Genomic DNA, 23646 nt, shown 5'->3' on the forward strand with positions numbered 1-23646 from the left:
ATATTAGGTCAAGGACACCTACATGAGTGCGATGTTTAGTAATCCGGAATGGTGGACAACCTTAATTCTGGGTGGCGTGGTTAGCTCCATAATCCCCAAAGCTTATAAAACACTTCAAAACATAGCAGCTCTTCTTGTAGTCGGCACTAAGGGACGGTTACAAACCTTTATGAGGCGGCAAAAACGCAACCGACTCATCAAGATAAAATCAAAGCGATTCGATAGCGTAGCAATCAACCGAGAAATCACACTAAGCTATGCTCTTTTTGTATTATTCGCCATCACCTCGATCGCCACTATCGCAGCAATAGCGAACCTTCCAAGCAACCCACAAAGAAGCGAAACAGCAACTGTGCTTGTAGGTTTTTGCCTTGCCGGCCCTGCCTTTTTATTTGAGATTGCCTGGCTCAATGCATCGACCAGAGTTGACAGCTTAATCAAATACCGAAAGCGTATTAAACGCATCCACCGGCAACTTTACTGATAGAAATACTCCCCTCTCACCTTTAGATACCTCGGCCACACCAAGCGGGACGATGGCACGGTCGAGAGCTATACCATTGGGGTGACCAACGCTTGTGCTGAGGACCAAAGTGGTCATTGTAGGAACCAAATACTTGGCCACAAGATCCTGCAAAACGTGAATATTTTCTACCGCGCAACACAGCAAAAGCACAATTAGATACCCCGTGAAATTTAATGGGCAACCAGAAAATTAGACCAAGACAAGATCGACCGACATGAAGCTCATGAAATATTTTATTTATTCTGCGGCTATAGTAAGCGTGCTATCGGCAGCGGCAATCCTACTTTTATACGGAAACACCTTTCACTGGAAATTATCTAGCCTTGCGGACGACTGGGGTAGTTTTGGCTCACTGCTAGGAGGCTGCTTCACTTTAATTGGTGCATTAGTTACGACAATTACATTTATCTTACTCCGCGACCAGCAAGAGCTTACCGCCAAGGCGCTGCAAAAACAGATTGACTCACTTACATTCGAGCAATACAGGCAGCATAAAGACGAATTCACCAAGCTGGTAGAAGATCGCACCCGCAACGGCTGCCTTTCAATTCCAAATGCAATCGAATTTTACCAGCGAATTTTTCCTCGTAACAACCCAACAGAAGTCACGCTTCGCGCTTCCACCACCTCAATGGATGGCTTACCATCCGTATTAGGGCGCAGCATCAAGGCGATTGAAAAAATACTTCTAATTCTGGATGGACACTTACAACAAACGCCAACGCAGAACTTAGCGACCCTCATGCAACAGACAATATCTACTTTAGGACTGAAGCATTCGAAACACTTCAACCCATATGGAAAAGTAACTAACCCTGATACAGGAATCTTCTTTTATCTGGAGCAGTTAGGCACACAAATTCATAAAATCGAGGAACTGATTACCGAGATAGCTTTTTTTGGCGGGCTGCACTACGAAGGACGAAAGATAGAAGTAATCGACTGGCGCACGCCCACTCTCAAATACCTAGAATTGCTAATAGAAAAAGATCAGTACAAATCAACATTGGATCCCAGCAGTCGCGGCGCTATCGGACTAATAAAATTAAGCCGCTCAGCCACTAGCGAACAGCTCCGCCATTTCAAGAATAAGGTCAACGAGACCCTACACTCCGATAAATTCCTTAACACACTTCAGCCCACATACTCTCTTATCCTAGGAGGGGAGCTTGCCAAAAATTTAAAGAGCACTGAGCACTGGAGCGAAATACAGGACAATCCGGAAATACTCCAGATAAAGAACCTGCTAGTAGATTACTTAAACTACCCACCCCATTACTGGTAACCGCACTCTTAAACAAGATAGATTTACTGATTTAATTTCTTTCCCTGAAAAATTAGCGAGCACTTCGATGCCAGACGCAAAAAACCCAGCGCGGTTCTGGGCTTCAGGATTGGACTGTCGCTCTAGCGTCAGAAATCAGCAGTGATTTCCAGGGTTGCGCATTTACGCCCTTCGCCGGCTGCTGTTGCCGCAATCTCGGGCCGATTGCTCCTATCCCGGCTCAGCTCGACCTCTACTACCGAGACATCGTCGATGACAAAAGGTCGAACCGCGTAGCCTGGAACAACCACATCGGGATCTTCGCAGGTAACGTACACCGTCAGGTCGTGGTCAAGCTTCTGGAGCTTTTCGATGAGGTCTTTTACTTTCACAGGGCGTCCTTTTCTGTTGGCGGCATCGAGTCGGCAATCTACCACAGCCAGGCATCCGCCGGCGCTCGCCGACAAACAACCCTACCCGCCCTTCCATCCGGTCTATCCTTACCCCTCCCAACCACTCACGCGAAGGGTTCGGAGATGCCTGAGAATGAGAAGCGGCGATTCATGGAGGCCCTGGAGCATTGGGCCGCAATGCTCGACGACTTGCGCGCCAGGGAGCGTGCTGAGGCCATAGCCTGGGCTGAAGAGCTGGAGAAGGCGCATCTCACGCGGGCATTTCACGCCAGTGACTTGGGTAGGCATCACGCCTGGAAGCGCCGGAGCCAAGGGTGAGCGCCGGATGCAAAAAGCCCAGCTTGGGGGCTGGGCTTCTAGCCAGTAGTGCTCGCCTTGAATCAGTGAGCCTTTAGACTTGGTAATTATTCCAGTGGGCGCTCGTGATGGCTATAGCGCTCGGCGTTGGATGCCCGCGATGGGTCCGGCGGACCTTGCTTCTGACCGCCTCGAAACGGCCGTTTATCAATGTACTCGTAGCGGCCGTCAAGGCGAGCTGTTTTGGCATCCTCTTCTCGACCGTTTTGCAAGTCACCCTGCCCGCGTGAACTGCCACCCTGGCCATTATTCCCTTGTCTGGTCATACACACCTCTCAATGCTCAGAAGTCCTGAGCTAAATTGAGTATGCGCCTATCAGCACCAAAGAATTATTTATCGGACCACCGGCTAAAATAGAAAATTTCAATTAACGAGCATCGCAAAAGATTCCCCCTAAAGCGAGTCACGTCGAGGCGCACGCTATAATTTTTTATTCCAGGTCATCAGGGCAATGCCCCACACAAGGTGATTGGCGCCATGGCAGAAGAGAGCGACTCGATACCCAGCAGCGATATTCTCTTCGACGATGCCGCCTGTGGATTGTTGCTTACGGCGGAAGGCGGCGCTATCAAGAGGGTCAATCTGACCTTTTGCCGCTGGATCGGGTACTCCAAACAGGAGCTTTTGAATCGTCAAATTCAGACCTTGATGAGCGATGAGGCGCGCGCCTTCCACCAGACCCATTGGCTCCCACTCATGCATGCACAGGGAGCAATTTCAGATGTTAAGTTCGACCTCGTTCACCGAGATGGCCACCTTGTTTCAATGATGCTCAACGGAATCAGGTGCGAGCATGCAAGCGGTATTTTTCACGAGCTAACGCTTTTCAAGGCGCGGGACCGCAACCGATATGAACGAGAGCTGCTCAGTGCTCGCATGCTCGCAGAGCGGCACCTGGCAAACCACCTGAAATCCCTGCGAGCCCTGGACGTGGCTCAAGGCAAGTTGCGGTTGACCTATGCGGCAGCGGAAGACAGGGCCCTATTTGCGGAACAGATGATAGGCATTGTTAGCCATGACCTGCGAAATCCATTGGCCGCAGTCAAAATGGCTGCCAGCTTGCTGGCGCGCAAGCAGCTGGATTCCAAGACGTTACAGACGGTAGGCCACATCACGCATTCGGTAGACCGGGCACAGCGTCTGGTTGCGGACTTGCTCGACTTTACGTTGGTACAGGTTGGACGTGGCATCGCTGTGACGAGGGAACCCCTTGATCTGCACATGTTGGTGGAGGAGTGCCTTGAAGAGTTGCGCCTGGTCTTCCCTGGCCACAAACTCATCCACCAGATGACGGGGCAAGGAGAGTTCAGCGCGGACAGCGACCGGCTCTATCAGCTTCTGGGGAATCTTATTGCCAACGCTATCGCCTATGGTGAAATTGATGGTTGCGTGACGGTTAACTCACGGATCGAGGAAAACCAGATAAGCCTTATCGTGCACAACCTCGGCACTCCAATCCCTGAAGAGCTGCTCAAAGATCTGTTCGAGCCAATGATACGAGGCAGCCACGATAACTCCGGCCTTAGAAGCATAGGGCTGGGACTTTTCATCGTGCGAGAAATCGTGAAAGCCCATGATGGATATGTAACTGTATCTTCATCAATAGAGGAAGGTACGACATTCACTGTGTCGTTCCCGCGTCATTGATCTCAAATTACCCGATACTCCTTTTGGCGCTTGTAGAAGCCTGTCCGCCCATCCACCCTGGACGGAAAGCCAGTACGTGAGCTGAGCCTGGACGTAGTAGCGTTGTGCCTTCCAACGAACCGCCCCGGTCCGTTGCCGGAAAGCCCATGGACTGGGGGCATGATCTTCAAGGAAGCAACATGAGCTCTAAATGGAAAATCGTCACGATCAGTTGCGCCAATCTCGACAACCCGAACTGGACAATGATGGTGAATCTCGCCGGCCCATTGGGCGCGCAGACTACCTGCCACGTTCCTGCACCGAGCAACATCGACAGCATGACCTTCAAACAGATCAAGGAATATGCGCTAGCGAAATGGGAAGAAGCTAACGCCTGACCTTTCGCGAGCTCTTCAGGCTTGCTACTTGAGCCTGGAGAGCAGCCAAACCCCCTTCTACGGCCCTGATCCGATCTTCAATCCGATGAAATCTAGCCTCAGAGTTGATGCCCAATGCGGATAGGTCTCGGCGCAGAACTTCAATTTCTAATTTGACGTCATCGGTCATGTTCCCTCCTGCGGCCTGGCCGCGTCAGTCGTTGCCCTACTCCGCCGCTTCAGCCATCACGGCCAGAGCTTCGTGCTCCATGATGCGGAGATCGGGGAAAATTTCGGTGAGTTCTCGGCGCTTGATTCCGAGCATCGACGCGACCGCGGGGATGGCTGTGTAGTCCAAACCCGAAGGTCCGCCCTGCCCCAGGCGCCATTGTGTGCCCAATGCCTCGAATACCAGCAGAGCCGGCCAAGCATCTGGCCAAACCGCCACCTCTTCCTCGGGGAGGTCGGCCAGGGTCAGGCCAATGGCCGCAAGCTGCTCGGCGGACGGGCCGCGCTCGTACAGTGCCCGCGCCGCCGCCCTCAGTTTCCCAAGCGGGCCGGGTTGTAGGCCGCCTGGTAGGCATCGGTCACTGCCTTCGGCGCGCCGGTGCAGGTGCGCACGAGTTCGACGATCGCCTCCTGGCTGAACTCGTCCTCCAGATCCCAGCCGGTGATGATCTCGCCCAGCTGCTCGGCCTGCAGGGTGATTTCACCAGCGGTGACGTCCTCCCAACTCACCCTGTCCTTCTGGGCCTTTTCTGCCCAGGCGTCGCGCGCCTTGTTCCAGCGGTCGAACATGCTGGCCAGGGCCACGCGGTCCATGTAGCGGAATTGGAACTCAACCGGCACCGGCTCGCCGCCGATACGCGGAACCTGCACAACCGCAGTGAAAGTAGGGTTCTGCGCGATCTTGATCTTCGCCATGAGCCCTCCTTAGGCGCTGTAACGGGTTGGACGGCCGGACAGGCCAACGCTGATGGTGCGGGTCATCAGCTGGTTGCGCTCCATCGTAGGCGTGCTGGTGATGCTGACGTAGCCAGGCATCAGGATCTGACCGCCGCCGGGCAACTTCAGGCGGATCACCGTCAGCTCCTTGGAGTCGTCGTAGCCCTCGACCACAGGCACGTACAGCGCGGTGGGCTGGTCCTCAACTGTTACCGAAACACTGATCGGGTTGCGGTTGGTCGGGAACTGCAGGTCGTCGTCATTCTCGAGGTAGCCGACAGTGAGAAACTGCTGCTCGCCGCCGGAGACGGTGAACCCTGTCACTTTCGAGATCTGCGTCCAGCCCGAGACAGGGACAACCGAGCCAACGCCGGCGCCGGCGGTGTACCGGTCGGTGTTGGTGGTGTCCAGGCCCGCCAGCGAGAACGCGTCGGTGGTGACGTTGGCGGCCTTGGCGGTGCGGTCGTTGATGAGGGCCCAGCCGGAGCTGATCAGCAGGATGTCGTCGGCATCGATACTGTGGCCTACCGCGCTCGCCACTGGCGGCTTGGCATTGGTCAGGGCAGTGAAAGGCACGGCGGTGCCCAGGGTGCTGGCGATCTCCAGCACGGAACCGTTCGGCAGCGGGATGCGTGCGGCCATGTGTGTTTCCTCTTTGTTGCCCGCCGGACGGCGGTGGTTATGCCCCAGCGGGCGGTTGGTCCGCGATGCCGCGATAGGTGAAGCTGGCCGGGACCGTGTAGGTCGCCGACTCGGTGATGGTTGGGCCCTGATCAACTGGCTCGGTGACCAGACCCTCGAAGCCATTGCGGCTGAGTTCTGAATCCACCCGGAAGAGACTCGAAAGCTCTCCTACCAGGGTCTCGGCGATTGCCAGAGGCTGGCCCGCCGGGCAAACGATGCTGACCTGATAAACTCCGCCGTACTCGTAGGCCTCACCGCCTAGGTAGCGGCAGGTGGTTCCCGACGGCAGCTGGAACGCCTGAAGATACGTTTCGTCGGGCAGGGCAACGAATTCCTGCTCGAAGTTCACAACCCGGATCGGGCGCGCCGCCGCCCAGGCCATCAGTCTGATCTCGATGGCTTGCCTGGCTCGTGCTTGGCTCATACGCGATTGTTCCTGATAGCTGCGTCCACGATTCCCTGAAAGCGATCCAGCGTCACCCGAACCATTCCCCTTGGCGCTTGGGTTGAGTGGCCGTACTCGAGGGGAATGGCGTAAGGAAGGTTGTTCACGATATAGGCCGTCTGGCCTATGGTCAGCGCCGCGACTTGCGCCTTGAGTTGAGCGATAGTCTCGTTGCCAGACCGATCAACAACATCCAGTTCGCCGGTGGCCGGCGATTCGATGGAGAACTGCCAGTTTCCGCGGAATCGCCCGCCTACGTAGCCCTGGCCAGCTACCAGGCCACTGGTGGCGAAGTTCTGCTCACGCTCGGTCTTGGTCAGGGGCTTGGCGTACTTAACGCCCTTGCGGAGCCTGCCGGCCTTGCTGAAGTTGTCCTGGTTCAGGTTGATCAGGGTATTACGGACCGCCACCTTGAAGTCATAGTCGTCGGCGGCCCCTGGTGGCTTTGGCGCGGTGGGCCACGTTGGCCGCCCATAGCTCCGGATTGCCTACCGGCGACATGCGAATAACGCTGCTGCCGATCTCGATCACGATCTCTCGGAAGGTTGCGTCCAGGGCCTGCTCAGCCTGTTCCGCGAACGCCCGTATGGCCTCAGCGAAACCGCCCTGCTGCCCGCCGTACCGCTGGGCCATGTGTGAGCCACGCGCCATGTCACCTCCTCAGCTGAATGGTCCAGGTCGCCTGGGCCGGGTCCTCGGAAACGTTGAGCACGCGGTAGCCGCTCACCTGGTCGCCGATCTTGGGGGCCGCCGGGGCATCGGTGGCGGCACCGGCCTGCCCCTCGAAAAGCTCGTTCTGGAGCACCAGCAGCTTCACGTCCTCGGTTTGGATGCGTGTGCCGTCGATCTCCTTGGCCAGATAGCTGCCGAACACGCCGCGACCGGCGTAGTGGAAAGTAGAGGCTGGCACCGTGCCGCCGATCCCAGGGTCGTAACCGCCCTTCACCGTTCGGGATCCAGCCACAGGCTTCACTGCGTCTGCCAGTCCATCTGGATCATCGAACGCTTCCGCCAGGTCGGCCTGGATTTCTTCTCGCATGCCCATTTCAAATAAACTCCAGCCAACCCCATGACAGAGATCGGACATGACAAAAAAAGCTGAATGCGAAATGGCGATACGCCAACTGGTCCACACCTGGGCGGGAACCAAGGAGCAACCGCCAGGCTGGCATCCGAGTTTCGGAGAGTTCAAAGACTGGCTTCGGGCCCAAGGTTATGGTCACTACCTTGAGTTCAAGAGCGTGATGCCCGCGAACGATGTAGCTGAGCAATGGTTTGATCAGGAACTGAAACAGACCTGGCGAAACTGAAGGCAGTTACACCCGTTTCAGCATCACGGTGCCAGGGCGCCGGATCCACGGGGCGATAAGGTCTAGAGCGAAGTTCTCGCCAGCGGAGCGATCTACAGACCCCGCGACGTAGGTCTTGCTGGTCGAGGTGCCAGCCTGGGCCGACACCGTCTTGCTCTGCACCTCGCGCTGGGTGTCCTTGTACAGCTTGCCGGCTGCAGCCAGCTTGGCCACCTGCGCTCCGGCGCTCGCGATGGCGTCAGGCACCGGGTCTGGCACCGGCCGCTTGATCTTGGCCGTGAGCCAGGCATTGGCCATGGCAACGGCGAAAACCGCATCACCGTCTCCTGCCCAGCCCTGCCCGAGCTCCTGGTCAACATCAGCGACGGTGATGAAGTCGGTCATGGCTTATTCCTTCGACGGGATCAGGGCCTGCAGATCGGGCTTGTTGAGGGCTGGGTCGAAGGTGATGCCCTGCGCTGTCAGCCACTCCTTGAGCTCCGGCACCTTCATCTTGTGCGGGTCGGTCTCGGGAGCGCCGTCGCCCTCCTCAGCCAGCGCCTTCGCGATCTCTGCCGCGGTGCTGTTGGCGGCATAACCAGCAGGTGGATAAGCCGACGCCTTGTAGCCCTCCGCCACCCACTGAGCGATGGTTGGGCCGTCCAGGCGCAGACCTTCCTCGATCTCGCTCACGCTGATGCCCTGGCTCTGGTACGCCTCGCCGATGTGCGGAGCATCGCCCTGCACGGACACTGAGGTAGCGCCGTCAATTACGCCGAAAAACTGGTCCAGACGGCGATAGCAGGTGCCGCGCTCGCTGCCCGGGGTGTTGGTGTAGATGACTTTCATGCATATCTCCTGCGCAGGACGCCAGGCCGGCGCCCTGCATCAAGGGGTCAAGGGGTGGCGGTGCCGCTGATGACCGCGGCGAACGGAACCTGCTTGCGATCGAAGACACGCTTCCAGTTCGCTGCTGCAGCGTACTGGGCGGCGGTCGGGCTCAGGTTGCGGTTCTCGCTGCCCTGCCAGCTGAAGCCGGCCGGCTGGAGGATGTAGGTCTTGCGCTCCCACAGCACCTCGGCGCCGCCACCGTTACCGCCATCCGGCTTGCGCTGCATCTCGACCGGCATGTGCGGACTGCCCTCGCCATAGCCGAATGCCCCCTGGCCGAAGAACAGCGACAGGTACTGGCCCGGCGCGTAGGTCAGGGCGTCATCCATGAACACAGGCTTGCCCAGGTAAGTCGCCAGGATGATCTTGCCTTGCGAGTCGCGCAGGTACTCGATCATGTCCTGCTTCACCATCTGGTTCATGACGACCGAGTGCACGCCGATGGCGGCGAACATGTCGGCTGCGTCACCAGCGGTAAAGGCGGCGTCTTGGAAGGCATTGGCACTGATCGAGGCGCCCGAGTCCTTGACCATGTCGCCGCCGTTCTGGGCGATGTTGGCGGCAATGATGCCGCGGCCGGCGCCCATCAGGTAGCGCTGCCACTGGCGGGTCCAGTAGGTACCGAAGCGGTTGCGAATGTGCTGCATCGGCTCAGAGTTGGCCAGTTCAGCAGTCAGGTCAGAGACGCCGTAGCCTTTGTTAAGGTACAGGGTCCGGGCACGCATGCTGCCCTGTTCGGCTTTGCCAACAGCGCCGAGGTCATCGGGGTCATCGTTGGAGATGTTCGGCGCCTCGTCAGCGTCGAGATCCTGCCAGTAGCTGATCTCGGAGGTGCCCTGGCCGTTCTTGGCAATGTTGTCCAATGTGGCCGAGCGGGTGATGATGCCCGACTCGTAGACGGCGGTCTTCTCTGGAGAGTTCACCGGTTCCAGAGTGCCGTAGTAGTCGGCGACGAAGATGTCCGACAGCTGGGTAGATGCCATGGGTTAGGTTCCTCGGGTGGCTTGGAGTTTTTTGAATGCGTCGGGGTTGTCACGAGCCATCGCAGCACGCTCGGTCTCGGTGTACTCGCCCCATTTCTTCGTGGCCTTGCCACCGTTGTCGCCGGTCTGCCCGGCACCCTGAGCCCTTGGCCACAGGTGGGTAGCGGTTTCGCGCAGCGATTCCGCCCATTCGAGAGGAGACAGCGGGGTCTTGCCGTCCTTCCCGTACACGACTTCGCCGGCACGGTCAGTGGCGACAGGCTCGCCGTCTTCGCTCAGTTTGAAGGTGCCGCGGGCGCGGAGAATGATGTCCTCGGCGGCCTCGGGCAGCGCGCCGGCCTTGATGGCAGCAGCGCGGATGGAGTCGGCCAGCACCTTGTCGCTGTACTTGGCGGCGAAGGCTTCGGCCTTGTCCGCACGCTCGTTGGCGGCCTTGACCTGCTTGTCCAGATCGGTGCGCAGGCGCTCGGTGCGGCGGCTGATGACCTCGTCCAGCTTGCCCTCCGCGATCAGCTTGGTCTCTTCGTCCTGACCGGCTTTGGCCAGCAGGCCCTTGACCGCTTCGATGTCCAGGCCGTCGAACTGACCTTTCAGCTTGTCCAGTTCGGCTTTGATGGTCTTGTTGGAGCCGATCAGCTCGGCGTTTTTGGACTTAAGGCCCGAGACCTCACCGTCCAAGAATTTTTGTACCTCGCCGCCCAGCACTGCTTTCAGCGCGGTGGTTTGGGTTTCGTCGAGGGTGAGGCCGTGGGCGGCCGGGTCGAAGTCGAAAGGCATGTGGCTATCCCCTGGGGATTGATTGACCCGCCTTGCGGGCATAAAAAAACCCCGCACTTGGCGGGGTTTGTATTTGCAGATTGAGTTAATCAGTCGGTACTGAGACTCAATAGAAGGCGCTCGAAAATTGAATCGGCAAGATGATGGAAATCCATCGTTTCATTGATCACTTGCGGATCCATGCCAGACACCTCAACGAGGACTCGGTCTTGGCGATACGAAAAATTGATGTCCAACATGAAAGTGGTCGGAGGCGCAGCAGATATACCTTTGATTGCGATTTCTCCTCGAGCTAGGAGTACATCTCCTATCTCAAGCGTCGCCAGCTCGGAGAGCAACAAGCCGCCATCCCGCGCCTTCATCTCAACAATTTCAGAATCTTGATTGGTGATTCCGAGTCGCTCGAGCAGAGCTACTCGCAGTGCATTCACAGCGTCGAGCGTCATTCTTCGTCGAAGGACCGTAACCTCATGATTACGTTCATACGCTTCCTGCAGTTCTCGATACCCAGACATCCTGCCTCCACTTTCATTTAGACGAGAGGCGAATCTATAGGCTGGCTCGCTCAAATGCCAGCGGCTCCAACTCCTTGAGTTGGTAGAGCGTAAGCGGCTTGAAGTTCTTATCCAACTGCAGCGAAGCGAAACGCTCAGCAGTCAGGCCACCGTCGCGGAACAGCTTGCCGCGTACCGGCCCCAGCGCAGCGTCCTGGAAGGCCGCTGGCTGCGTTTTGAGCCACTGGTAGTAGCTGAGGCTTGCAGAGACCTGCCCGCCACCGCCTGCGCCGACAGCCGCCCTCGTAGCTCCTTGCCCGAACAGCGCCGACAACCTAGTGATTGGCGTAATGGTCGTCCGGCAGTGGATATGAAACGGCGGCACCGGCCCCTTGCCCATTTCATACTCACGACCATCGAGGCTCCGACACTGCACGCTGGTCTTCCGGTCCAGGGTGGCGACGATCCGATATCCAGGCACCACCTCGGTATTCGCCCTGAGCGTTTCCATGCGCGCTGTGGTGGACACATGCTGGACTGCGGTCTGAACGACTGCCCGAGCACTCCGGTTCGTGACCGCCAGTACTCCGTCTGTGAAGTTCTGCGCCGCGGTGCCGCGCACGGCCTGGGTGATCTCGGCGTTGGTCTGGCCCTGCACGACCCCCATCCGGATGGCGTTGGTGACCCTGTCAGCTTCGGTTCGGGTCCATCCGCTCAGGAACGGCTTGAGCAGCTTGCCGCCATCCACCCCGGCCACCTGCAGGGGCTGAGTGTTGATCGCCGCCCGGATCAGGGAATCCGCTGGCATCACCGCGTCGATCAGCAGCGCCTTCGCCAGGCTGCGCCCCTCGAATGCGGCTTCGTACTGCGCAATGTCAACCAGGTCGGACTGCATCCGGTCGCTGAAGGCCTTGTAGATCTCCAGCAGCTTGCTGCCCACCCGCCCCAGAAACTCCTCAAGCCGGCTTCGGCCGTAGGTGGTCAGCTCCTTGCGGGTGAGCTGGTCGCGGATGTGGGTGTCAGCGCGGCGCAGGTAGGTCTCGAACTTCTTGACCTCGCCAGCCTTGAGCCGCTCAAGCAGTACCGAGTGGCGGCTGACCTGCTCCAGCAGCTTCTCGTCCGCCGTTTGCTCCGGTTTCGTCGCCATCGTCTTTGTCCAAGTTAACGCCGCCTGCGCCGTGGTCGTCGCCGATCAGTTCGGCCTCTTCGTCGTAGGGATGCTCGGGAAGCTTCCCTGTGGTGAGGTACTGCCAGTAGGTCTCGGCGCTGATGGTGCCGGCCATGACACTCTTCTGCAGCTCGGCCAGCACCTGGGCGTTGACCTCTGGAATGACGAACTCCGGCTTGACCGTGAAGACGACGTCGTCCGGGTCGTAGCCAGTCCACTCTGCGGCGTACCGCAAGGCCTGCTCAATGGCCTCCGCCGCAGTGATGACGATGCTGTGCAGGGTGGCATGCTGGTCGTTCTGCCGGGTCTTGCGGGCCTCGCCCGATTCCGTGCCGGACACGTCCATGACCTTGGCGCCCGCCTCGAGGGCCGAGCTCTTCTGGTCTGCCATCGCCGTGCGGACAGCTTCGATTCCGGCACCCTGGAACTCCAGATAGCCGCATTGACCCTTCGGCCCGAGATCCCAGGCTGCGGAAGGACCGGTTACACTGAGCTCCACGCTCTCGTCCAGGCCGGACACCCACGGCTGCGGGTGGCTGGTCTGGTGCAGCGCGGTGAAGTAGTCGGCGCTCAGTTGGTAGGACTTCAGCGCGGCTCTGGCCATGGTCAGCAACGGGATCTCGTCCACATCGGGCGAGTTGTCAGTGGAGCCGCAGTAGATGACGGGGATGTAGCCCAGGCCGCGCACCAGGTTGTTGTTGCCGTCGACTGTGCCCAGGGGGCGATCCTCCTCGATCAGCTCGCCAGCCTCGTTGCGCACGCCTGTGCGGCAGACCACGCCATCCATGTAGAACTCGCGGTACACCGTCTCGCACTCGTGGCTGTAGCGATCCTGCTCCTTGCGCCGGAACTCACGGAACACCGACAGCACCAGGTCCTGGCGCCCACCTTGATCGGCGGTGTCCCAGTTGATGGCGTTGCGCACCGCGTACGTCGCGAAGTACGGCTGGCCCGCGTCATCGATGTTAACCACCAGCGGCACCCGGCCATGGGAAATGGCCTGGCGCACGATCCGCAGAAACAGTTGGGTCAGGCCGAAGCCATCAGCCGTGGCGTTGTCCTCCAGGCCCTTCAGCCCCGCAGGCAGCTCAACCTCGGGTATCAGCCGCGAGACCAAGCCCATCATCGAGCGCAGCGAGTCGCGCACCCAGTGTTCGTACTGGGCCCGGCCAGTGTAGTTACGGTAGAGGTACGCATTGCCCTGGCCGTCGAGCTTTTCAGCTTCGACCATGCCGCTGGGCTTGGGCAGGTTGCGCGGACTGCGCTTGATGGCGCCTTCGCCCTCCAGGGCGTCGTCCATCATCCGCCACTCTTCGATGTGAGCGTCGTAGTCTGGGTTGGTGGATTGAACAGGCATTACGCCAAACCTCCGATGCGGCGGGTGCCGGCGGACTGAGTCTTGATCGGGAACCGCTTGGCGATGAAGTAGCCGGCGGCGTCGTTCATGTGGTCGTGCCCCTTCTTGGGGTCCTTGTCCGGCTCACCTTTGTCGGTGTAGGTCTGCCGTTCCAGACACTGAGTCAGCTGAGGGCACTGGTCGATGTTGACCTTCAGGCGCCGCTCCCCGTAGGTGTTGAGGAACATGGAATTGACCGCATTGATCCGGTCCTTCACGCCGGGGTTCTGTGAGTCGACCACGACGGTGAAGCCGGCCTTCTTGAGCAGGGAAAGGTCCGACTCGCTGGCGTTCTTGCTGCTGGTGTTCTGGCCGCTGGCGTCTGGATAGACGGCAATGCCGTGCCCGGGGAAGCGCGCCTGAATCTTCTCAATCATCTCCGGCGTGTCGCGCACTGAGTGGAACTCATCCAGGGCCAGCGGCAGGCCATCGCGGACGACATAGACCACCGCGGCCATCTTCATGACGTTGAAGTCCATGCCGATGTGCAGGGCCTCTCCCGGCTTGATTCGCTCGCTGGTGCGGCTCTCGCTTCGGCTGAAGGTGTAGTAAACGACCCCGGCATAGTTCTCGAAGCTGGCTTCGTATTCTTGCCGGAACGTGCGCGGGTCCATCTTGCGGCTCGCTGCATCCAGCTCCTCAGCTGGGACGTTGCCGCCCTGTAGCGAGGTGTAGAGCCAGCTCTTGTGGTCTGGCTCGCCGTCGGCCTGACCGTCGCGGTAAGTGTCGAAACAGTGGTTGAAGCCCTTGGGGGTGCCGATTCGCAGCGCATGACCGCCCTTGCACTTGCCGACGCCAGGTATGACGTACTCACACGTCGACAGCATCGGCCGCAGGACTTCCTCCCAGGCAGCCCACTTGCAGTCCGCCCATTCGTCCACCAGCACGAAGAACAGGCCGGAACCACGCAGGTCGTCGTAGTTCTCCAGGCCTACACATCGGATCAGGTGCCCGCTCTTCAGCGTGATGAGCATGTCCGACTCGTTCGGCTTGCATTCCCGCCACTCTCGCGGGATGGCCTGCTTCAGTCGGCGCCAGAACACTCGGCGGGCCTGCTTCTGCGTCGGGGCCGCGTACCAGATCTCGTCCTCAACGCTCACACCCCACTCTGCAGCCAATCGGGCCGCGCGACGCATCTCAGCCTTGCCGAGGAACGTCTTGCCGAATCGCCGACCACACACCGCATCTCGGAAGCGCGCATTGCGCTGGAAGCCCCAGACGTAGATGTTCGCCTGCTTGGGCGTCAGCTTGACCGGCGCCTCATAGGTACGGGGTAGCGGGGACATTCTCGTCTGGCTCCAGCTTGTACTCAGCAACGGCGTGCTGCTGGTCCGCCTGGGAGCCCAGGGGCTTGTCGGGTTCAATCTTGCGGTTGACGTACATGTCGCCGCACTCCTTGGCTGCCTGCTCGTACAACTGAGCTGTCAGCGCCAGGTTGCGCATGTTCTCGGCCTTCTCAGCCATCCGCCCAAGACCGCGCAGACGGAACGCCCGGTTGGCGATTGGAATGTCTGCGGTCTCCTCACGAAAGCGCTTTCGGCACTCATGGAAAAGGTCAGCCCACTTCTGGGCCAGGCCCCTGCCTGCATACTTGGTGGGGTCATGTGACTCGCACTGCTGGCGACTCACCTCGACCCCGAATTCCTTCTTGACGGCCTCCACCACCTGGCTGGGTGAATCGAAGCAGGCCAGAGCCTGAACAATGAAGGCTTTGACCTCGCTTCGTAGTGCTGCCATGGGTTTGTCATCCGTCAAAACCTGTCAAAAATCAGGCCGACTTGAGTAGGCAGGTTCCGCAGGCCCTCGAAATGTTGATCTTGGCCACCTCAGGCGGCCGGCTTGCAGCGTCAATCAGCTGCTGTACGTCGTCGCTGGCACCGTAGCGCCTCACCACGCCGACGAACTCCTCCACATCGTGGCCACGGAGCGTCAGGCTGGGTAGTCCGTCCTGGGTGAACTTGGGCGCGCCGTGCTGATCGAGCTTCTGGGCTATGTGGTAAAGCTCGTGCTCGATGAGGGCGCAGAACTCGTTGTCAGAGCACTGGGAGCAATAATCGGCGGCCAGGGTGATGATGAAGCCCGGCACCTCGCCGAACCAGTCGATCATCTGCTGCTCTTGCCGAGCCTTCTGCCATCCGCCCGCCCGGAACATCACCGCTTCGGCCTGGCCTACCACGGTTCGACCTTGCTTCTCGAAGCAGGCAGACGCCCACAGGAAGCGCAGCGGCGCGTCGATCAGGTGTGCATGGTCAGGGTTATGCAGCTCGCCACCCTCGCTGAGGATCACAGCCTGCACCCATTCGCCAATCTCTGGCGCTGGCTGAAGCCTGGTGCCGAGCATTGATAACTCGGTCAGCTCAAGGAGATCAGCAGGAGGAACTGGCCTTTCCATGCTGGTCAATCCTCATAGTCCGAACCTTGCCACCGGTGTAGATATCCCGCTTCATGGCAGCGCGCACAGCCTCTTCGGCACTTGCGCCCATGTCCATTGCTGCCAGGGCATAGGCCGAGCCGCTGCCGATCGCGTCAGGGTTGGCCGGGTCGAGGTCCTGCCGCCATACGCCGGTCTTGTCGTCATGGCCCACCATCTGCAGCCTGCCGCCATCCACCACGTAGCCAGAGCACTCGACCGATACCGGCGAAGGCGTGCCGAAGTAGGCCGCAATCAGGGCCTTCTCGTCGCACACGGCACCGGATAGGAAGAAGCTGCCGCCATCCACGACGGTGAGCTTTTGGCAGTCATCGGAAACGATGGAGCCGCTGCGGGCCTGGCGGGAGTCGTAGGCGATCACGCCGTCCTTGTATGCGATGGTGGTCACTCGTCCATCCTCTGCCGGCTTGGTGCGTTGTTGAAATAGCCGCCAGTGAAGAAGACCTTGACGGTGCCGCGCAGGCGCCTGGCATACACCGTGTCTCGCCCTGGGCGCTTTGCCTTGACCGGTCTTGGCGCATACACGCAGACGCCGGCATTGGTATCACACCAGATCACGTTGTCGATCTTGATCCCATTGACGAAAACGTCGCGGGATCCTCTACCATCAGCGTGGCTATGGAAACTTGATGGCGCAGGCATTTGATGTCCTCGCGCCACGAAACGGCGCATCTCGAAACTGCGGCGCGTTCACCGGCGCCGCGACTGATCGAACAGCCTGGCCACGTTGCCCTTCGAGCGCAGTGCCAGGATGAACAGAATCCCGAAGATCAGCGTGCTGGGCACCGAGGTGACCGGCCACTGACCGTACAGCAGGATCGCGCCGATGATGCTCAGCCACTCCTGCCCGAACAGGGATGCCAGGCAGAAGGCGCACAGGCTGGGCAAGAACTTGTAGCTCGAGCCGCCACGCCGGTACATGAACGCGATGACGAAGCAGATCCCGCCGCAGAACCCGGCATGGGCAAGCGTGATGGTTTGGTCTAGGGTCATTGGCCCCCTCGCTTGGGGAACAGGCTGCCAATTGCTGCTGGCAGCTCGGTTACCCACTTCGGCAGTTTGCCGGTGTTGAACGACTCCAGAACGCTGATGCTCACCAGGACCGTGGCCAGGCCGCAGGCGAAGGCAGCGATACCGCTGGTCTTCGTCCAGGCCTGGGCCAGGATCTCGGCAGAGCCGTAGTACCCGCCGATCCAGCCGACGAGCAAGTACCCGAGGCGTTGCCACAGGTTGATGTCCTTCGCCCAGAGGATGAAGAGCAGCGCGCCACCGAAGGCGCAGACAACAGCGTTGAGGTCGATCGTGGGGAGGCAGCTTGCGAGGGCAATGCCGCCCAACCCTACAACCGTGCAAGCTGCTGGGGTAGCGGCATCGGCCATGTTCAGTCCCTTAGTGTTTGTAGCGGAATGGCGCCGGGCCTCGGATGTCGAGGCCGGTGGCGAGTGCCCATAGCGCGAAAAGGAGGATGCCAGCGCTCAGTGCGGCAGCCAGGAATGTAGCCCGGCGCTCTTGGGCCGAACCGTCGGGCCTTTTGAGGCCCTGAATAATGAAAACGCAGCCAAGGAAGACGTTGGCGCTAATGTCGCGGTGAAGGGCGTAGCTGGCCAGGGCCAAGGCGAATGCCAGGAGGCTCCATGCAGTTGATGGCTTCATGCGCTTTCCTACAGGCAACAAAAAGCCCGACACGATGGCCGGGCTTTGTTCGTCAATCCTCAACACGCGCAGGAATGACAGGATGAGCAAATAATGTTGCATCGTTGCACGGGTGTCAAGCGGCATCTGCCATCAAAATGCCTTCGTCCTCCAGAATCTTGCTGGCAGCCACCAGAGCCTCGGCAACCATCTCGTCCAGCACATTCTCGATAGCCTTCTTCCAGCGCCAGTAGGTGGTCCGATTCAGGCCCTGGCCATCCCAGGTGTTGATGTCGTAGAACTCGGCCGGCAGCACGATCATGTCGGTGGAGCGCTTCACGTACTGCTCGCGGCGTGCCCGGTCTTCGCCATCCGCCACCGACTCGCCGGCCAGTTGCTTCCGCACGGCATCGGTAAGTGCATCAAAGTCCGCGCGATCACGGGCAGATCTGCTTGCCACCTCTCGACCCGACTGCGCTTGCACGCCCTTCACGGGCGGAATGGCCCAGGCCGTCACCGCCTTGTACCGGAACAGGTTCGGCGCCTGGGTGGCGATCAGCGGCACTAGCTTGCCGATCGCCTCCACCTTCTTGACCTTGTGGGTAGAGAACCTGGCCGTCAGCGCGCTCCAGTGCCGCGGGATCAGCTTGCTGTGCAGGCGGGCGTGCACCCAGCAGTCCACCAGCATCGCCGCATCCTTCCCGGTGATCTCGCCCTTGAGCTTGGACGCCTGGACCTTCGGCTCGAAGTCGCCACCACCTACACCGCTCACGGTATCCGCCGCCAGGGCGCGAACCACTGCTGCCAAAACGCTTTGGTACTTCATTGGCCGTTCTCCTTCTTCCGGCGATTCGCGATGAGCTGGCCGCGTGTGACGCACCAGGTGGAGCTGATGAACATGGCCAGCAGGAGCAGGCCGACGATTTGTTCGGTGGTCCAGGTCATGCTGCTGCCCTCTTGAGGTCACGGAGTTTCTGGCGGTATAGGGCCTTTATGGCCTGCAGGTCTTCGATGGTCAGGCGCTGGGGCTTATGAGGCCCTTCGAGCCAGTCGACTTGGTCGGCGCCGATGCGCTTCACCAGCCGGATGCGGTACTCGACGGCATTGCCGGACAGGTTCCGGTTGCACTTCACGCACTGGCGGTGGACGTTCAGCGGCTCGAAGCGCAACTCCGGGCAGGCACCCACTGACCGGTAATGGCCGGCGTCCCAGCGGCTGCCGGTGATAAGGTCGTGGTCACTAGGCTGTGAATCGCAGCTGATGCACGGCAGGCCGGCGTCGCGCTCGCGGATGTAGGCGTTGAACGCAGTCTGCGCCTCGGCCATGTGCTCCCGGCGGGTCTTAAGCTTCTCCCGGCGCACCTGAAGGTCTTCGCGCTTCTGCTTGGTGATGGCCTTGGCCGCGATCTTCTGCAGCTTCGGGTCCTTGGCCATGGCCTTGGCGCAGGCGATGCTGCACACCTTCTGCGTGGTCATGGTCGGCTTGAAGTGCTTGCCGCAGCCTGGCGCTTTGCACTTCTTCGGCTTGATCTCGGCTACGCGCATGGCTCGGCCTCCTTGGCTTTCCGCTGCTCGGGGGAGAAGTCGCCGCGCAGGGGCATGAGGTGCCGGGGCTCATGGATACCGAAGTCTAAGCACACAGCCTCGCCGTCGATTACGGCCGCCAGCCCTTCCCCGCTGATTGTCCAGCAGGGGACGTCGTCCTGCCGATACATGCGACCGTTCGGCGCCAGGTAGATATCGCCAGGCTCAACGTACTCGCGCAGCTCGCCGTGCTTTCCGATGTTCTCGGTCAACGAGTTGGCTCCCACGATGACCACAAGGTCGCCTGGCTTGAATTTATGGCTCATCAGTACCGCCCTCCCCACCGATCCGGCTCAGTCCAGCGCACGCCATGCTCGGCGCCGAAGGCGTGCATCACTTCGAACAGATCGCTGAACCACTTCTGCGACTGCTTGCGGGTCGAGACGCCCAGGACGACAAAGCCGCCATCGATGCCCGGCACCGCGTCCTGCTTCTGCACCGCGGCGCTGAAGATGTGCTTCCAATCCTCGTCCGTGAGCTTGCGGCCGTACCACTCCACCTGCTGGGAGACGTCGCGGAGCATTGCCCACATCTTCCGGTTGCAGACGTCGGGGCGCTTCTCGTCCTTGATGACCACCACCTTTGGCTTGGTCAGGTCGATGGCGTGCAGGGCACCGTAGAGGCGGTTGAGGTCCTGTGTGCTGCGAATAGCGAACTCAGACATTCGCCACCTCCTGCAGCTGCTTCTCCGCAGCGCGCACCCGGGCGGTGAGCTGGCTGATCTCGTCCAGCAGGCCCAGCGCGACCTCCTCAACCGTCGTCTCGCCGAGGAACTCGTCCAGGGCGTCCGTGTGCCGCTCGATGGCATCACTGCCGGCACGCCAAGAGGCGACTACCGACCACAGCAGGGGCTGGAGCTTTTGTTTGTCGATTGTCATGGCGCCACCTTCAGGCCCTGGGCCTCGATCGCAGAGCGCAGCGACTCACGCATATCGCGCTCCATGCTGGCCGGGTAGTCATCGAAACTCGGCAGCTCCACCACCACGCCCTCGCGGGAGGCTTGCCAGGCCCACCAGGACATGCTCACCATCGGCGGATTTGCTGCGAGGGTATGAGCTGCGAGTTCGCGCGCACCTTCACCGAGAACCCTGACGTATTCCTCGACAAACTGAACCTCGAACTGCTCCCGCATCTTGTTGGTGTCCATCAGTGCTTCTCCTTACGGCAGGCGTTGCAGCCTGGGCGGCAGATCCACTCCGGCATTGGGTCGCCTTCTCGACGCTCGATCCGCTCCACCGCGTCGCCGCGGCGTACGCAGCCGGCCACGAACTTCGCGGTGCTCTTCTCGTGCCCCTTGTCATCCCAGCAAGCAGCCGAGACCCTTCCGCAGGCCCGGCGAGCGATGTACTGGTGACCCAGGAATTTGCGTTGCTCGGTCATACGCCCTCCCCGGCCGGCTGCCCGGCGCGCTTGATGTTCAACTGAGCAATGGCGACGCGCGTCTGCCGTTTGCGCAGATAGGTGTCGACGCGGCGGCGCTGGGCTTCCTTCACGCGTTCACCGTCTTTCTTGGTCTGGGCGGCCTCGATGATGCAGCGCACCTCGGCGAGCTTTTCGCGCACCTTGGGGCTGGCCTTGGCTCGCACTTCGCCAGTGATCAGGCCTGCGATGGCCCGGCCATCCTCAGTGGGAGGAGCAATTTGCAGGTGTGCCAGATGCTTGGCGCCCGCCTCCTGACTTATCAGCTTCGAGCGCACCGCCGACTCGATGGCTATCACGCGACGGGCCGAGTCATATCCAAGGGATACTTCCCACTTGGCCGGCAGTGCCTCAGCCCGGGCAGCGATAACCAAGCGCTCATAGGCGCTCATGAAGGCCATGCGCGCACCAACCTTGTCGCCAACCTCCAGCACGGGGCCGGAAGCGGTCATGGCCTGTCGAATCTCGGCAGTCATAACCACCGTCTCGCTTTCGTCGCTGGCCGACAGGGCAATGGCCCAGGCCTCGTCCTTGCCGGGGTGCCCATCAGCGGCCTGGGCGTGCTTGAGGATCGCAGACACGGTCAGGCGCCCACCTTCACGGCGGCAAGTGCGAAGGGCATCGGTCAGCACGCCCTCGCTGTACTCACGCAGATCCTCGACCATCAGCAGCGCAGCGCCCTGAGTGAGCTGCTGACCCATCACCTCTGCGGTGGCGAACAGGGACAGCAGCAGTTGGTCTTGCTGGTCTTCACTCAGCATGGGTTGCAGCCCTCTTGGCTCGCAGCGCTTCCAGGGCTTGCTCGGCGGCGCTGTAGTTGGCTTGGGTCTGCTCCTGCTGACGGGCAGTCGTGGCATTCATCTGGCGATTGGTGACCCACTGGGTGTGGTAGGCCTCGGCCTTGGCCAGTAGGTCGCCCAGGTTGTGGCAGCCGTTGATCAGGCGCGCGTCGTTGATCGTCAGGAAGTAAGCAGCCACATGGTGGGCAACCTCGATGCCGAGACGACCGATCAGTTGGCCAACCTGCCCGGCGGTCTTCGCATTCCAGACCGGCCAAGCGTGGTAGCGCTTGCGATAGGCCATTGCATAGTTCGCCCAAGCCTTGAAGGTCTTGCACTCAGGATCTTTCGGGCCAGGCATATCGGCAGGGATTGCGCAGCGCGGTTGCGGGACTAGTGCGATGACCTTGGCGGCGCCCTCTCCCGCTTCAGCGGGTGGGGTGCAATGCTCAAGATCAGTATTTTCTTCTTCTTCAGTACGTTGCTGAAGATCATTCTTTATTAGGGGGGGATTTCCCGGCGCCGGTTTTGCCGGGGCCGGTTTCTCCGGCGCCGGATTTTCCGTCTGTGGTGAACCCATAGACGGATTTTCCGTCTGTGGTCGCTCGCACACGGTGTAGGCCATTCCGTTGAACGAGCCACCGTCATTGCGCGCACGGTCAACAGCCATGTAACCAGCTGCCTCAAGCTCCTTGATGATCACGCGCACAGCATCGCGGCCGCTGGACTTGCCGATGGCCTTGCTGGTCTGTTTGATCAGGTGGGTGACGGAAACCTCCCAGTTGTCCGGCTTGCCCAGCAGGAAGATCAGCAGGCCACGAGCACCCCACGAAAGGCGCTCGTCCTCACTGATCGTCTTGTCCAGGGTGTAGAACCTCGTTTCAGGCCGAGGGGCTCGGATGATGCTCATGGCAGCACCAGCAGGCCGAGCCCAGCCAATGTGGTTATCACCGAATCTGCCTCTTCCCAAACTGGATGATCCTTGCCCAGTTCTTTGAGCTCCTGATCACACCGGTCTTCGTGGTCCCGGCGGACATCCCAGATAGCCTCGGCGACCTCTTCCCTCATTTCGTCGTAGGTCATGCTGCACCCCGCACGGCCTTGTCGTGGGTGTGCAGACCGTCCCAGTTCTTCTTCATGGGCAGCTCGTCGGCCAGGTACAACTCGTAGAGGCGCACGGCGCCCTTGCGCAGCAGGATCGGCGTGTAGTTGATGAACGCCTCTTTCCCGTGAGGGGTGATCTCCTGCTGGTGCTCGGTCATGTACTTGTCGCGGGCGTAGGCAGCCACGCGATAGCGGGTACCGGATTTGCTCTCGTTGTAGAGCCAGTTGCGGCGCTCGAGGAAATGGCCGACCTGCATCACGTTGACCCCATTCAGGCCCTTGCAGAACTGAACGTGGCTCATGCCTTGCTTGAACAGGTTTTCCAGGTGGTCGATCTTCTTGGCCTGGGCTTCGACCTGGACGGTGAGCAGTACGCGGGCTTTCTCAGACTCCAGCGCCATCTGGAGGATTTCCAGTTTGCTGAGGTCGGTCGGCATCGGCTTCGCTACCTGGGCTTCCAGCTGCTGCCATCGGTCAACCAGGGCGGCGGTGAATTCTGGCGACAGCTGGGCAACGACAACGAAGCTGTCGCGCTTGCCGACGAGGTACTGCTTGATGCAAAGCGGCCCAGGGCCCGGATTAGGGACTTCCTCAAATTGAGGGAGTCCAATCAGACCTTTGGCGTGAAGGGATTCGATGGTCCGCCACACATTGTCGTGGCGCTTTTGGGTGACCTCGGCAATTTCCCGCGACGACATCCGCGCCACGAAATCTTGGTTCGCATTTTGTGGCGCGGGCCGTTTGAGGGCCTGTACACTTGGGGTCTGCATGTGCATAATTGGTCTCACTTATGTGATGTTGCAGATAGCCGGGCCGCAATCCCGGCTTTTTTGTGCCTGTCTCCAGGGCTTCCCTTTTCAGGGCCTTTTAAGGCCGAGGCAGGTGCCGGATTTTTCCGGCGCCCTTAGGCCTCGTTTTCTCGACCAGGCTCTCCCGCACTATCTGGACGGCGTACTGTTCCGGGGCCATCCCGGCTTCCCTCGCCTTCTCTTCAAGCTTTCGGTAAAAGCGCTCCTCGAGGCCGTGGCAGATCGTGGTTTCAGCCATGAGTCCCCCTTGCGG

At 60.1% G+C, this 23646-nt stretch carries 38 protein-coding genes and 1 pseudogene; 5 read left to right on the plus strand and 34 right to left on the minus strand.

Features of this window, described 5'->3' with window-relative positions:
- Positions 1–22: 22 nt before the first annotated feature.
- Positions 23–484 carry a hypothetical protein gene (locus ACZ899_RS07570; protein ID WP_234561100.1) on the plus strand — a complete coding sequence of 154 codons (462 nt, stop codon included), beginning with the start codon at positions 23–25 and terminating at the stop codon, positions 482–484.
- Positions 485–740: 256 nt separating this feature from the next.
- Positions 741–1811: a hypothetical protein gene (locus ACZ899_RS07575; RefSeq protein ID WP_234561099.1), complete on the plus strand. Its 1071-nt coding sequence runs from the start codon at positions 741–743 to the stop codon at positions 1809–1811.
- A gap of 128 nt (positions 1812–1939) precedes the next feature.
- On the opposite strand, the gene ACZ899_RS07580 is transcribed toward ACZ899_RS07575, so the two are convergent.
- A complete protein-coding gene (locus tag ACZ899_RS07580; protein WP_234561098.1) occupies positions 1940–2182 on the minus strand; it encodes a hypothetical protein in 243 nt (80 codons plus the stop codon).
- An 856-nt stretch (positions 2183–3038) separates the two neighbouring features.
- Between ACZ899_RS07580 and ACZ899_RS07585 the strand changes: the two genes are divergently transcribed.
- Positions 3039–4208, plus strand: coding sequence for a PAS domain-containing sensor histidine kinase (locus ACZ899_RS07585; RefSeq protein WP_234561097.1), 1170 nt, complete (start codon positions 3039–3041; stop codon positions 4206–4208).
- Positions 4209–4387: 179 nt separating this feature from the next.
- Positions 4388–4585, plus strand: a complete 198-nt coding sequence (locus ACZ899_RS07590; RefSeq protein WP_054573889.1) for a hypothetical protein — start codon at positions 4388–4390, stop codon at positions 4583–4585.
- 205 nt (positions 4586–4790) lie between these two features.
- Here ACZ899_RS07590 and ACZ899_RS07595 read toward each other — a convergent pair whose 3' ends face one another.
- The 6 genes and pseudogenes from ACZ899_RS07595 to ACZ899_RS07620 form a co-directional block, all read right to left on the minus strand.
- Entirely contained in the window at positions 4791–5177 is a 387-nt protein-coding gene (locus tag ACZ899_RS07595; protein ID WP_485628012.1) for a DUF1799 domain-containing protein, read from the minus strand.
- Positions 5105–5488 carry a phage tail assembly chaperone gene (locus ACZ899_RS07600; protein ID WP_234561096.1) on the minus strand — a complete coding sequence of 128 codons (384 nt, stop codon included), beginning with the start codon at positions 5486–5488 and terminating at the stop codon, positions 5105–5107. The genes ACZ899_RS07595 and ACZ899_RS07600 overlap by 73 nt, the downstream gene beginning before the upstream one ends.
- A gap of 9 nt (positions 5489–5497) precedes the next feature.
- Positions 5498–6151 (minus strand): phage tail protein, encoded by a 654-nt coding sequence (locus ACZ899_RS07605; protein WP_094011945.1) that lies wholly within the window; start codon positions 6149–6151, stop codon positions 5498–5500.
- 37 nt (positions 6152–6188) lie between these two features.
- On the minus strand, positions 6189–6617 hold the full coding sequence (locus ACZ899_RS07610; protein WP_234561095.1) for a phage tail terminator-like protein: 429 nt from the start codon (positions 6615–6617) through the stop codon (positions 6189–6191).
- A pseudogene (locus tag ACZ899_RS07615) lies at positions 6614–7289 on the minus strand (hypothetical protein). The gene ACZ899_RS07610 and the pseudogene ACZ899_RS07615 overlap by 4 nt, the downstream one beginning before the upstream one ends.
- Before the next feature lies 1 nt (position 7290).
- Positions 7291–7683 carry a hypothetical protein gene (locus ACZ899_RS07620; RefSeq protein ID WP_234561134.1) on the minus strand — a complete coding sequence of 131 codons (393 nt, stop codon included), beginning with the start codon at positions 7681–7683 and terminating at the stop codon, positions 7291–7293.
- A 40-nt stretch (positions 7684–7723) separates the two neighbouring features.
- Here ACZ899_RS07620 and ACZ899_RS07625 point away from each other — a divergent pair, with 40 nt between their 5' ends.
- Positions 7724–7948 carry a hypothetical protein gene (locus ACZ899_RS07625; RefSeq protein WP_234561093.1) on the plus strand — a complete coding sequence of 75 codons (225 nt, stop codon included), beginning with the start codon at positions 7724–7726 and terminating at the stop codon, positions 7946–7948.
- A gap of 6 nt (positions 7949–7954) precedes the next feature.
- Here ACZ899_RS07625 and ACZ899_RS07630 read toward each other — a convergent pair whose 3' ends face one another.
- From ACZ899_RS07630 to ACZ899_RS07760, 27 genes are all read right to left on the minus strand, one after another.
- Positions 7955–8332, minus strand: a complete 378-nt coding sequence (locus ACZ899_RS07630) for a hypothetical protein (RefSeq protein ID WP_234561092.1) — start codon at positions 8330–8332, stop codon at positions 7955–7957.
- 3 nt (positions 8333–8335) lie between these two features.
- The gene (locus ACZ899_RS07635) at positions 8336–8776 is read right to left on the minus strand and encodes a hypothetical protein (RefSeq protein ID WP_234561091.1); all 441 of its coding nucleotides are present in this window, start codon (positions 8774–8776) and stop codon (positions 8336–8338) included.
- A gap of 47 nt (positions 8777–8823) precedes the next feature.
- Positions 8824–9801: a major capsid protein gene (locus ACZ899_RS07640; protein ID WP_234561090.1), complete on the minus strand. Its 978-nt coding sequence runs from the start codon at positions 9799–9801 to the stop codon at positions 8824–8826.
- Positions 9802–9804: 3 nt separating this feature from the next.
- Complete coding sequence (locus ACZ899_RS07645) at positions 9805–10578, minus strand: hypothetical protein (RefSeq protein ID WP_234561089.1); 774 nt, start codon at positions 10576–10578, stop codon at positions 9805–9807.
- 89 nt (positions 10579–10667) lie between these two features.
- Positions 10668–11024, minus strand: a complete 357-nt coding sequence (locus ACZ899_RS07650; protein ID WP_234561088.1) for a hypothetical protein — start codon at positions 11022–11024, stop codon at positions 10668–10670.
- A gap of 103 nt (positions 11025–11127) precedes the next feature.
- Positions 11128–12219 (minus strand): minor capsid protein, encoded by a 1092-nt coding sequence (locus ACZ899_RS07655; protein ID WP_234561087.1) that lies wholly within the window; start codon positions 12217–12219, stop codon positions 11128–11130.
- Positions 12146–13597, minus strand: a complete 1452-nt coding sequence (locus tag ACZ899_RS07660; RefSeq protein WP_234561086.1) for a DUF4055 domain-containing protein — start codon at positions 13595–13597, stop codon at positions 12146–12148. Before ACZ899_RS07660 ends, ACZ899_RS07655 begins: the two co-directional genes overlap by 74 nt.
- Entirely contained in the window at positions 13597–14922 is a 1326-nt protein-coding gene (locus ACZ899_RS07665; RefSeq protein ID WP_234561085.1) for a phage terminase large subunit family protein, read from the minus strand. Before ACZ899_RS07665 ends, ACZ899_RS07660 begins: the two co-directional genes overlap by 1 nt.
- On the minus strand, positions 14897–15373 hold the full coding sequence (locus tag ACZ899_RS07670) for a DUF2280 domain-containing protein (RefSeq protein WP_186668957.1): 477 nt from the start codon (positions 15371–15373) through the stop codon (positions 14897–14899). Before ACZ899_RS07670 ends, ACZ899_RS07665 begins: the two co-directional genes overlap by 26 nt.
- 31 nt (positions 15374–15404) lie before the next feature.
- The gene (locus tag ACZ899_RS07675) at positions 15405–16028 is read right to left on the minus strand and encodes a putative metallopeptidase (protein WP_234561084.1); all 624 of its coding nucleotides are present in this window, start codon (positions 16026–16028) and stop codon (positions 15405–15407) included.
- Entirely contained in the window at positions 16003–16455 is a 453-nt protein-coding gene (locus tag ACZ899_RS07680; protein WP_234561083.1) for an Ntn hydrolase family protein, read from the minus strand. The genes ACZ899_RS07675 and ACZ899_RS07680 overlap by 26 nt, the downstream gene beginning before the upstream one ends.
- A complete protein-coding gene (locus ACZ899_RS07685) occupies positions 16452–16739 on the minus strand; it encodes a hypothetical protein (protein ID WP_234561082.1) in 288 nt (95 codons plus the stop codon). Before ACZ899_RS07685 ends, ACZ899_RS07680 begins: the two co-directional genes overlap by 4 nt.
- Positions 16740–16757: 18 nt before the next feature.
- Positions 16758–17060, minus strand: a complete 303-nt coding sequence (locus tag ACZ899_RS07690; protein ID WP_023379912.1) for a phage holin family protein — start codon at positions 17058–17060, stop codon at positions 16758–16760.
- Positions 17057–17446 (minus strand): putative holin, encoded by a 390-nt coding sequence (locus ACZ899_RS07695; protein ID WP_046854952.1) that lies wholly within the window; start codon positions 17444–17446, stop codon positions 17057–17059. Before ACZ899_RS07695 ends, ACZ899_RS07690 begins: the two co-directional genes overlap by 4 nt.
- Before the next feature lie 10 nt (positions 17447–17456).
- On the minus strand, positions 17457–17846 hold the full coding sequence (locus ACZ899_RS07700) for a hypothetical protein (protein WP_234561081.1): 390 nt from the start codon (positions 17844–17846) through the stop codon (positions 17457–17459).
- The gene (locus ACZ899_RS07705) at positions 17836–18525 is read right to left on the minus strand and encodes a hypothetical protein (protein WP_234561080.1); all 690 of its coding nucleotides are present in this window, start codon (positions 18523–18525) and stop codon (positions 17836–17838) included. Before ACZ899_RS07705 ends, ACZ899_RS07700 begins: the two co-directional genes overlap by 11 nt.
- Entirely contained in the window at positions 18522–18644 is a 123-nt protein-coding gene (locus ACZ899_RS07710; protein WP_267967118.1) for a hypothetical protein, read from the minus strand. The genes ACZ899_RS07705 and ACZ899_RS07710 overlap by 4 nt, the downstream gene beginning before the upstream one ends.
- Positions 18641–19243 (minus strand): recombination protein NinG, encoded by a 603-nt coding sequence (locus ACZ899_RS07715; RefSeq protein ID WP_234561079.1) that lies wholly within the window; start codon positions 19241–19243, stop codon positions 18641–18643. Before ACZ899_RS07715 ends, ACZ899_RS07710 begins: the two co-directional genes overlap by 4 nt.
- On the minus strand, positions 19234–19548 hold the full coding sequence (locus ACZ899_RS07720) for a hypothetical protein (protein WP_234561078.1): 315 nt from the start codon (positions 19546–19548) through the stop codon (positions 19234–19236). The genes ACZ899_RS07715 and ACZ899_RS07720 overlap by 10 nt, the downstream gene beginning before the upstream one ends.
- Positions 19548–19946, minus strand: a complete 399-nt coding sequence (locus ACZ899_RS07725; protein WP_234561077.1) for a recombination protein NinB — start codon at positions 19944–19946, stop codon at positions 19548–19550. The genes ACZ899_RS07720 and ACZ899_RS07725 overlap by 1 nt, the downstream gene beginning before the upstream one ends.
- Positions 19939–20160, minus strand: coding sequence for a hypothetical protein (locus tag ACZ899_RS07730; RefSeq protein WP_234561076.1), 222 nt, complete (start codon positions 20158–20160; stop codon positions 19939–19941). Before ACZ899_RS07730 ends, ACZ899_RS07725 begins: the two co-directional genes overlap by 8 nt.
- Positions 20157–20429, minus strand: coding sequence for a phiTE_015 family protein (locus tag ACZ899_RS07735; RefSeq protein ID WP_234561075.1), 273 nt, complete (start codon positions 20427–20429; stop codon positions 20157–20159). Before ACZ899_RS07735 ends, ACZ899_RS07730 begins: the two co-directional genes overlap by 4 nt.
- Entirely contained in the window at positions 20429–20662 is a 234-nt protein-coding gene (locus ACZ899_RS07740; protein ID WP_234561074.1) for a hypothetical protein, read from the minus strand. Before ACZ899_RS07740 ends, ACZ899_RS07735 begins: the two co-directional genes overlap by 1 nt.
- The gene (locus ACZ899_RS07745) at positions 20659–21462 is read right to left on the minus strand and encodes a hypothetical protein (protein WP_234561073.1); all 804 of its coding nucleotides are present in this window, start codon (positions 21460–21462) and stop codon (positions 20659–20661) included. Before ACZ899_RS07745 ends, ACZ899_RS07740 begins: the two co-directional genes overlap by 4 nt.
- On the minus strand, positions 21452–22390 hold the full coding sequence (locus tag ACZ899_RS07750) for a helix-turn-helix domain-containing protein (RefSeq protein ID WP_234561072.1): 939 nt from the start codon (positions 22388–22390) through the stop codon (positions 21452–21454). The genes ACZ899_RS07745 and ACZ899_RS07750 overlap by 11 nt, the downstream gene beginning before the upstream one ends.
- Positions 22387–22563: a hypothetical protein gene (locus ACZ899_RS07755; protein WP_234561071.1), complete on the minus strand. Its 177-nt coding sequence runs from the start codon at positions 22561–22563 to the stop codon at positions 22387–22389. The genes ACZ899_RS07750 and ACZ899_RS07755 overlap by 4 nt, the downstream gene beginning before the upstream one ends.
- On the minus strand, positions 22560–23354 hold the full coding sequence (locus ACZ899_RS07760) for a Rha family transcriptional regulator (protein WP_234561133.1): 795 nt from the start codon (positions 23352–23354) through the stop codon (positions 22560–22562). Before ACZ899_RS07760 ends, ACZ899_RS07755 begins: the two co-directional genes overlap by 4 nt.
- Positions 23355–23646: the final 292 nt, after the last annotated feature.

This window comes from Pseudomonas sp. TE31087, from assembly GCF_057284075.1.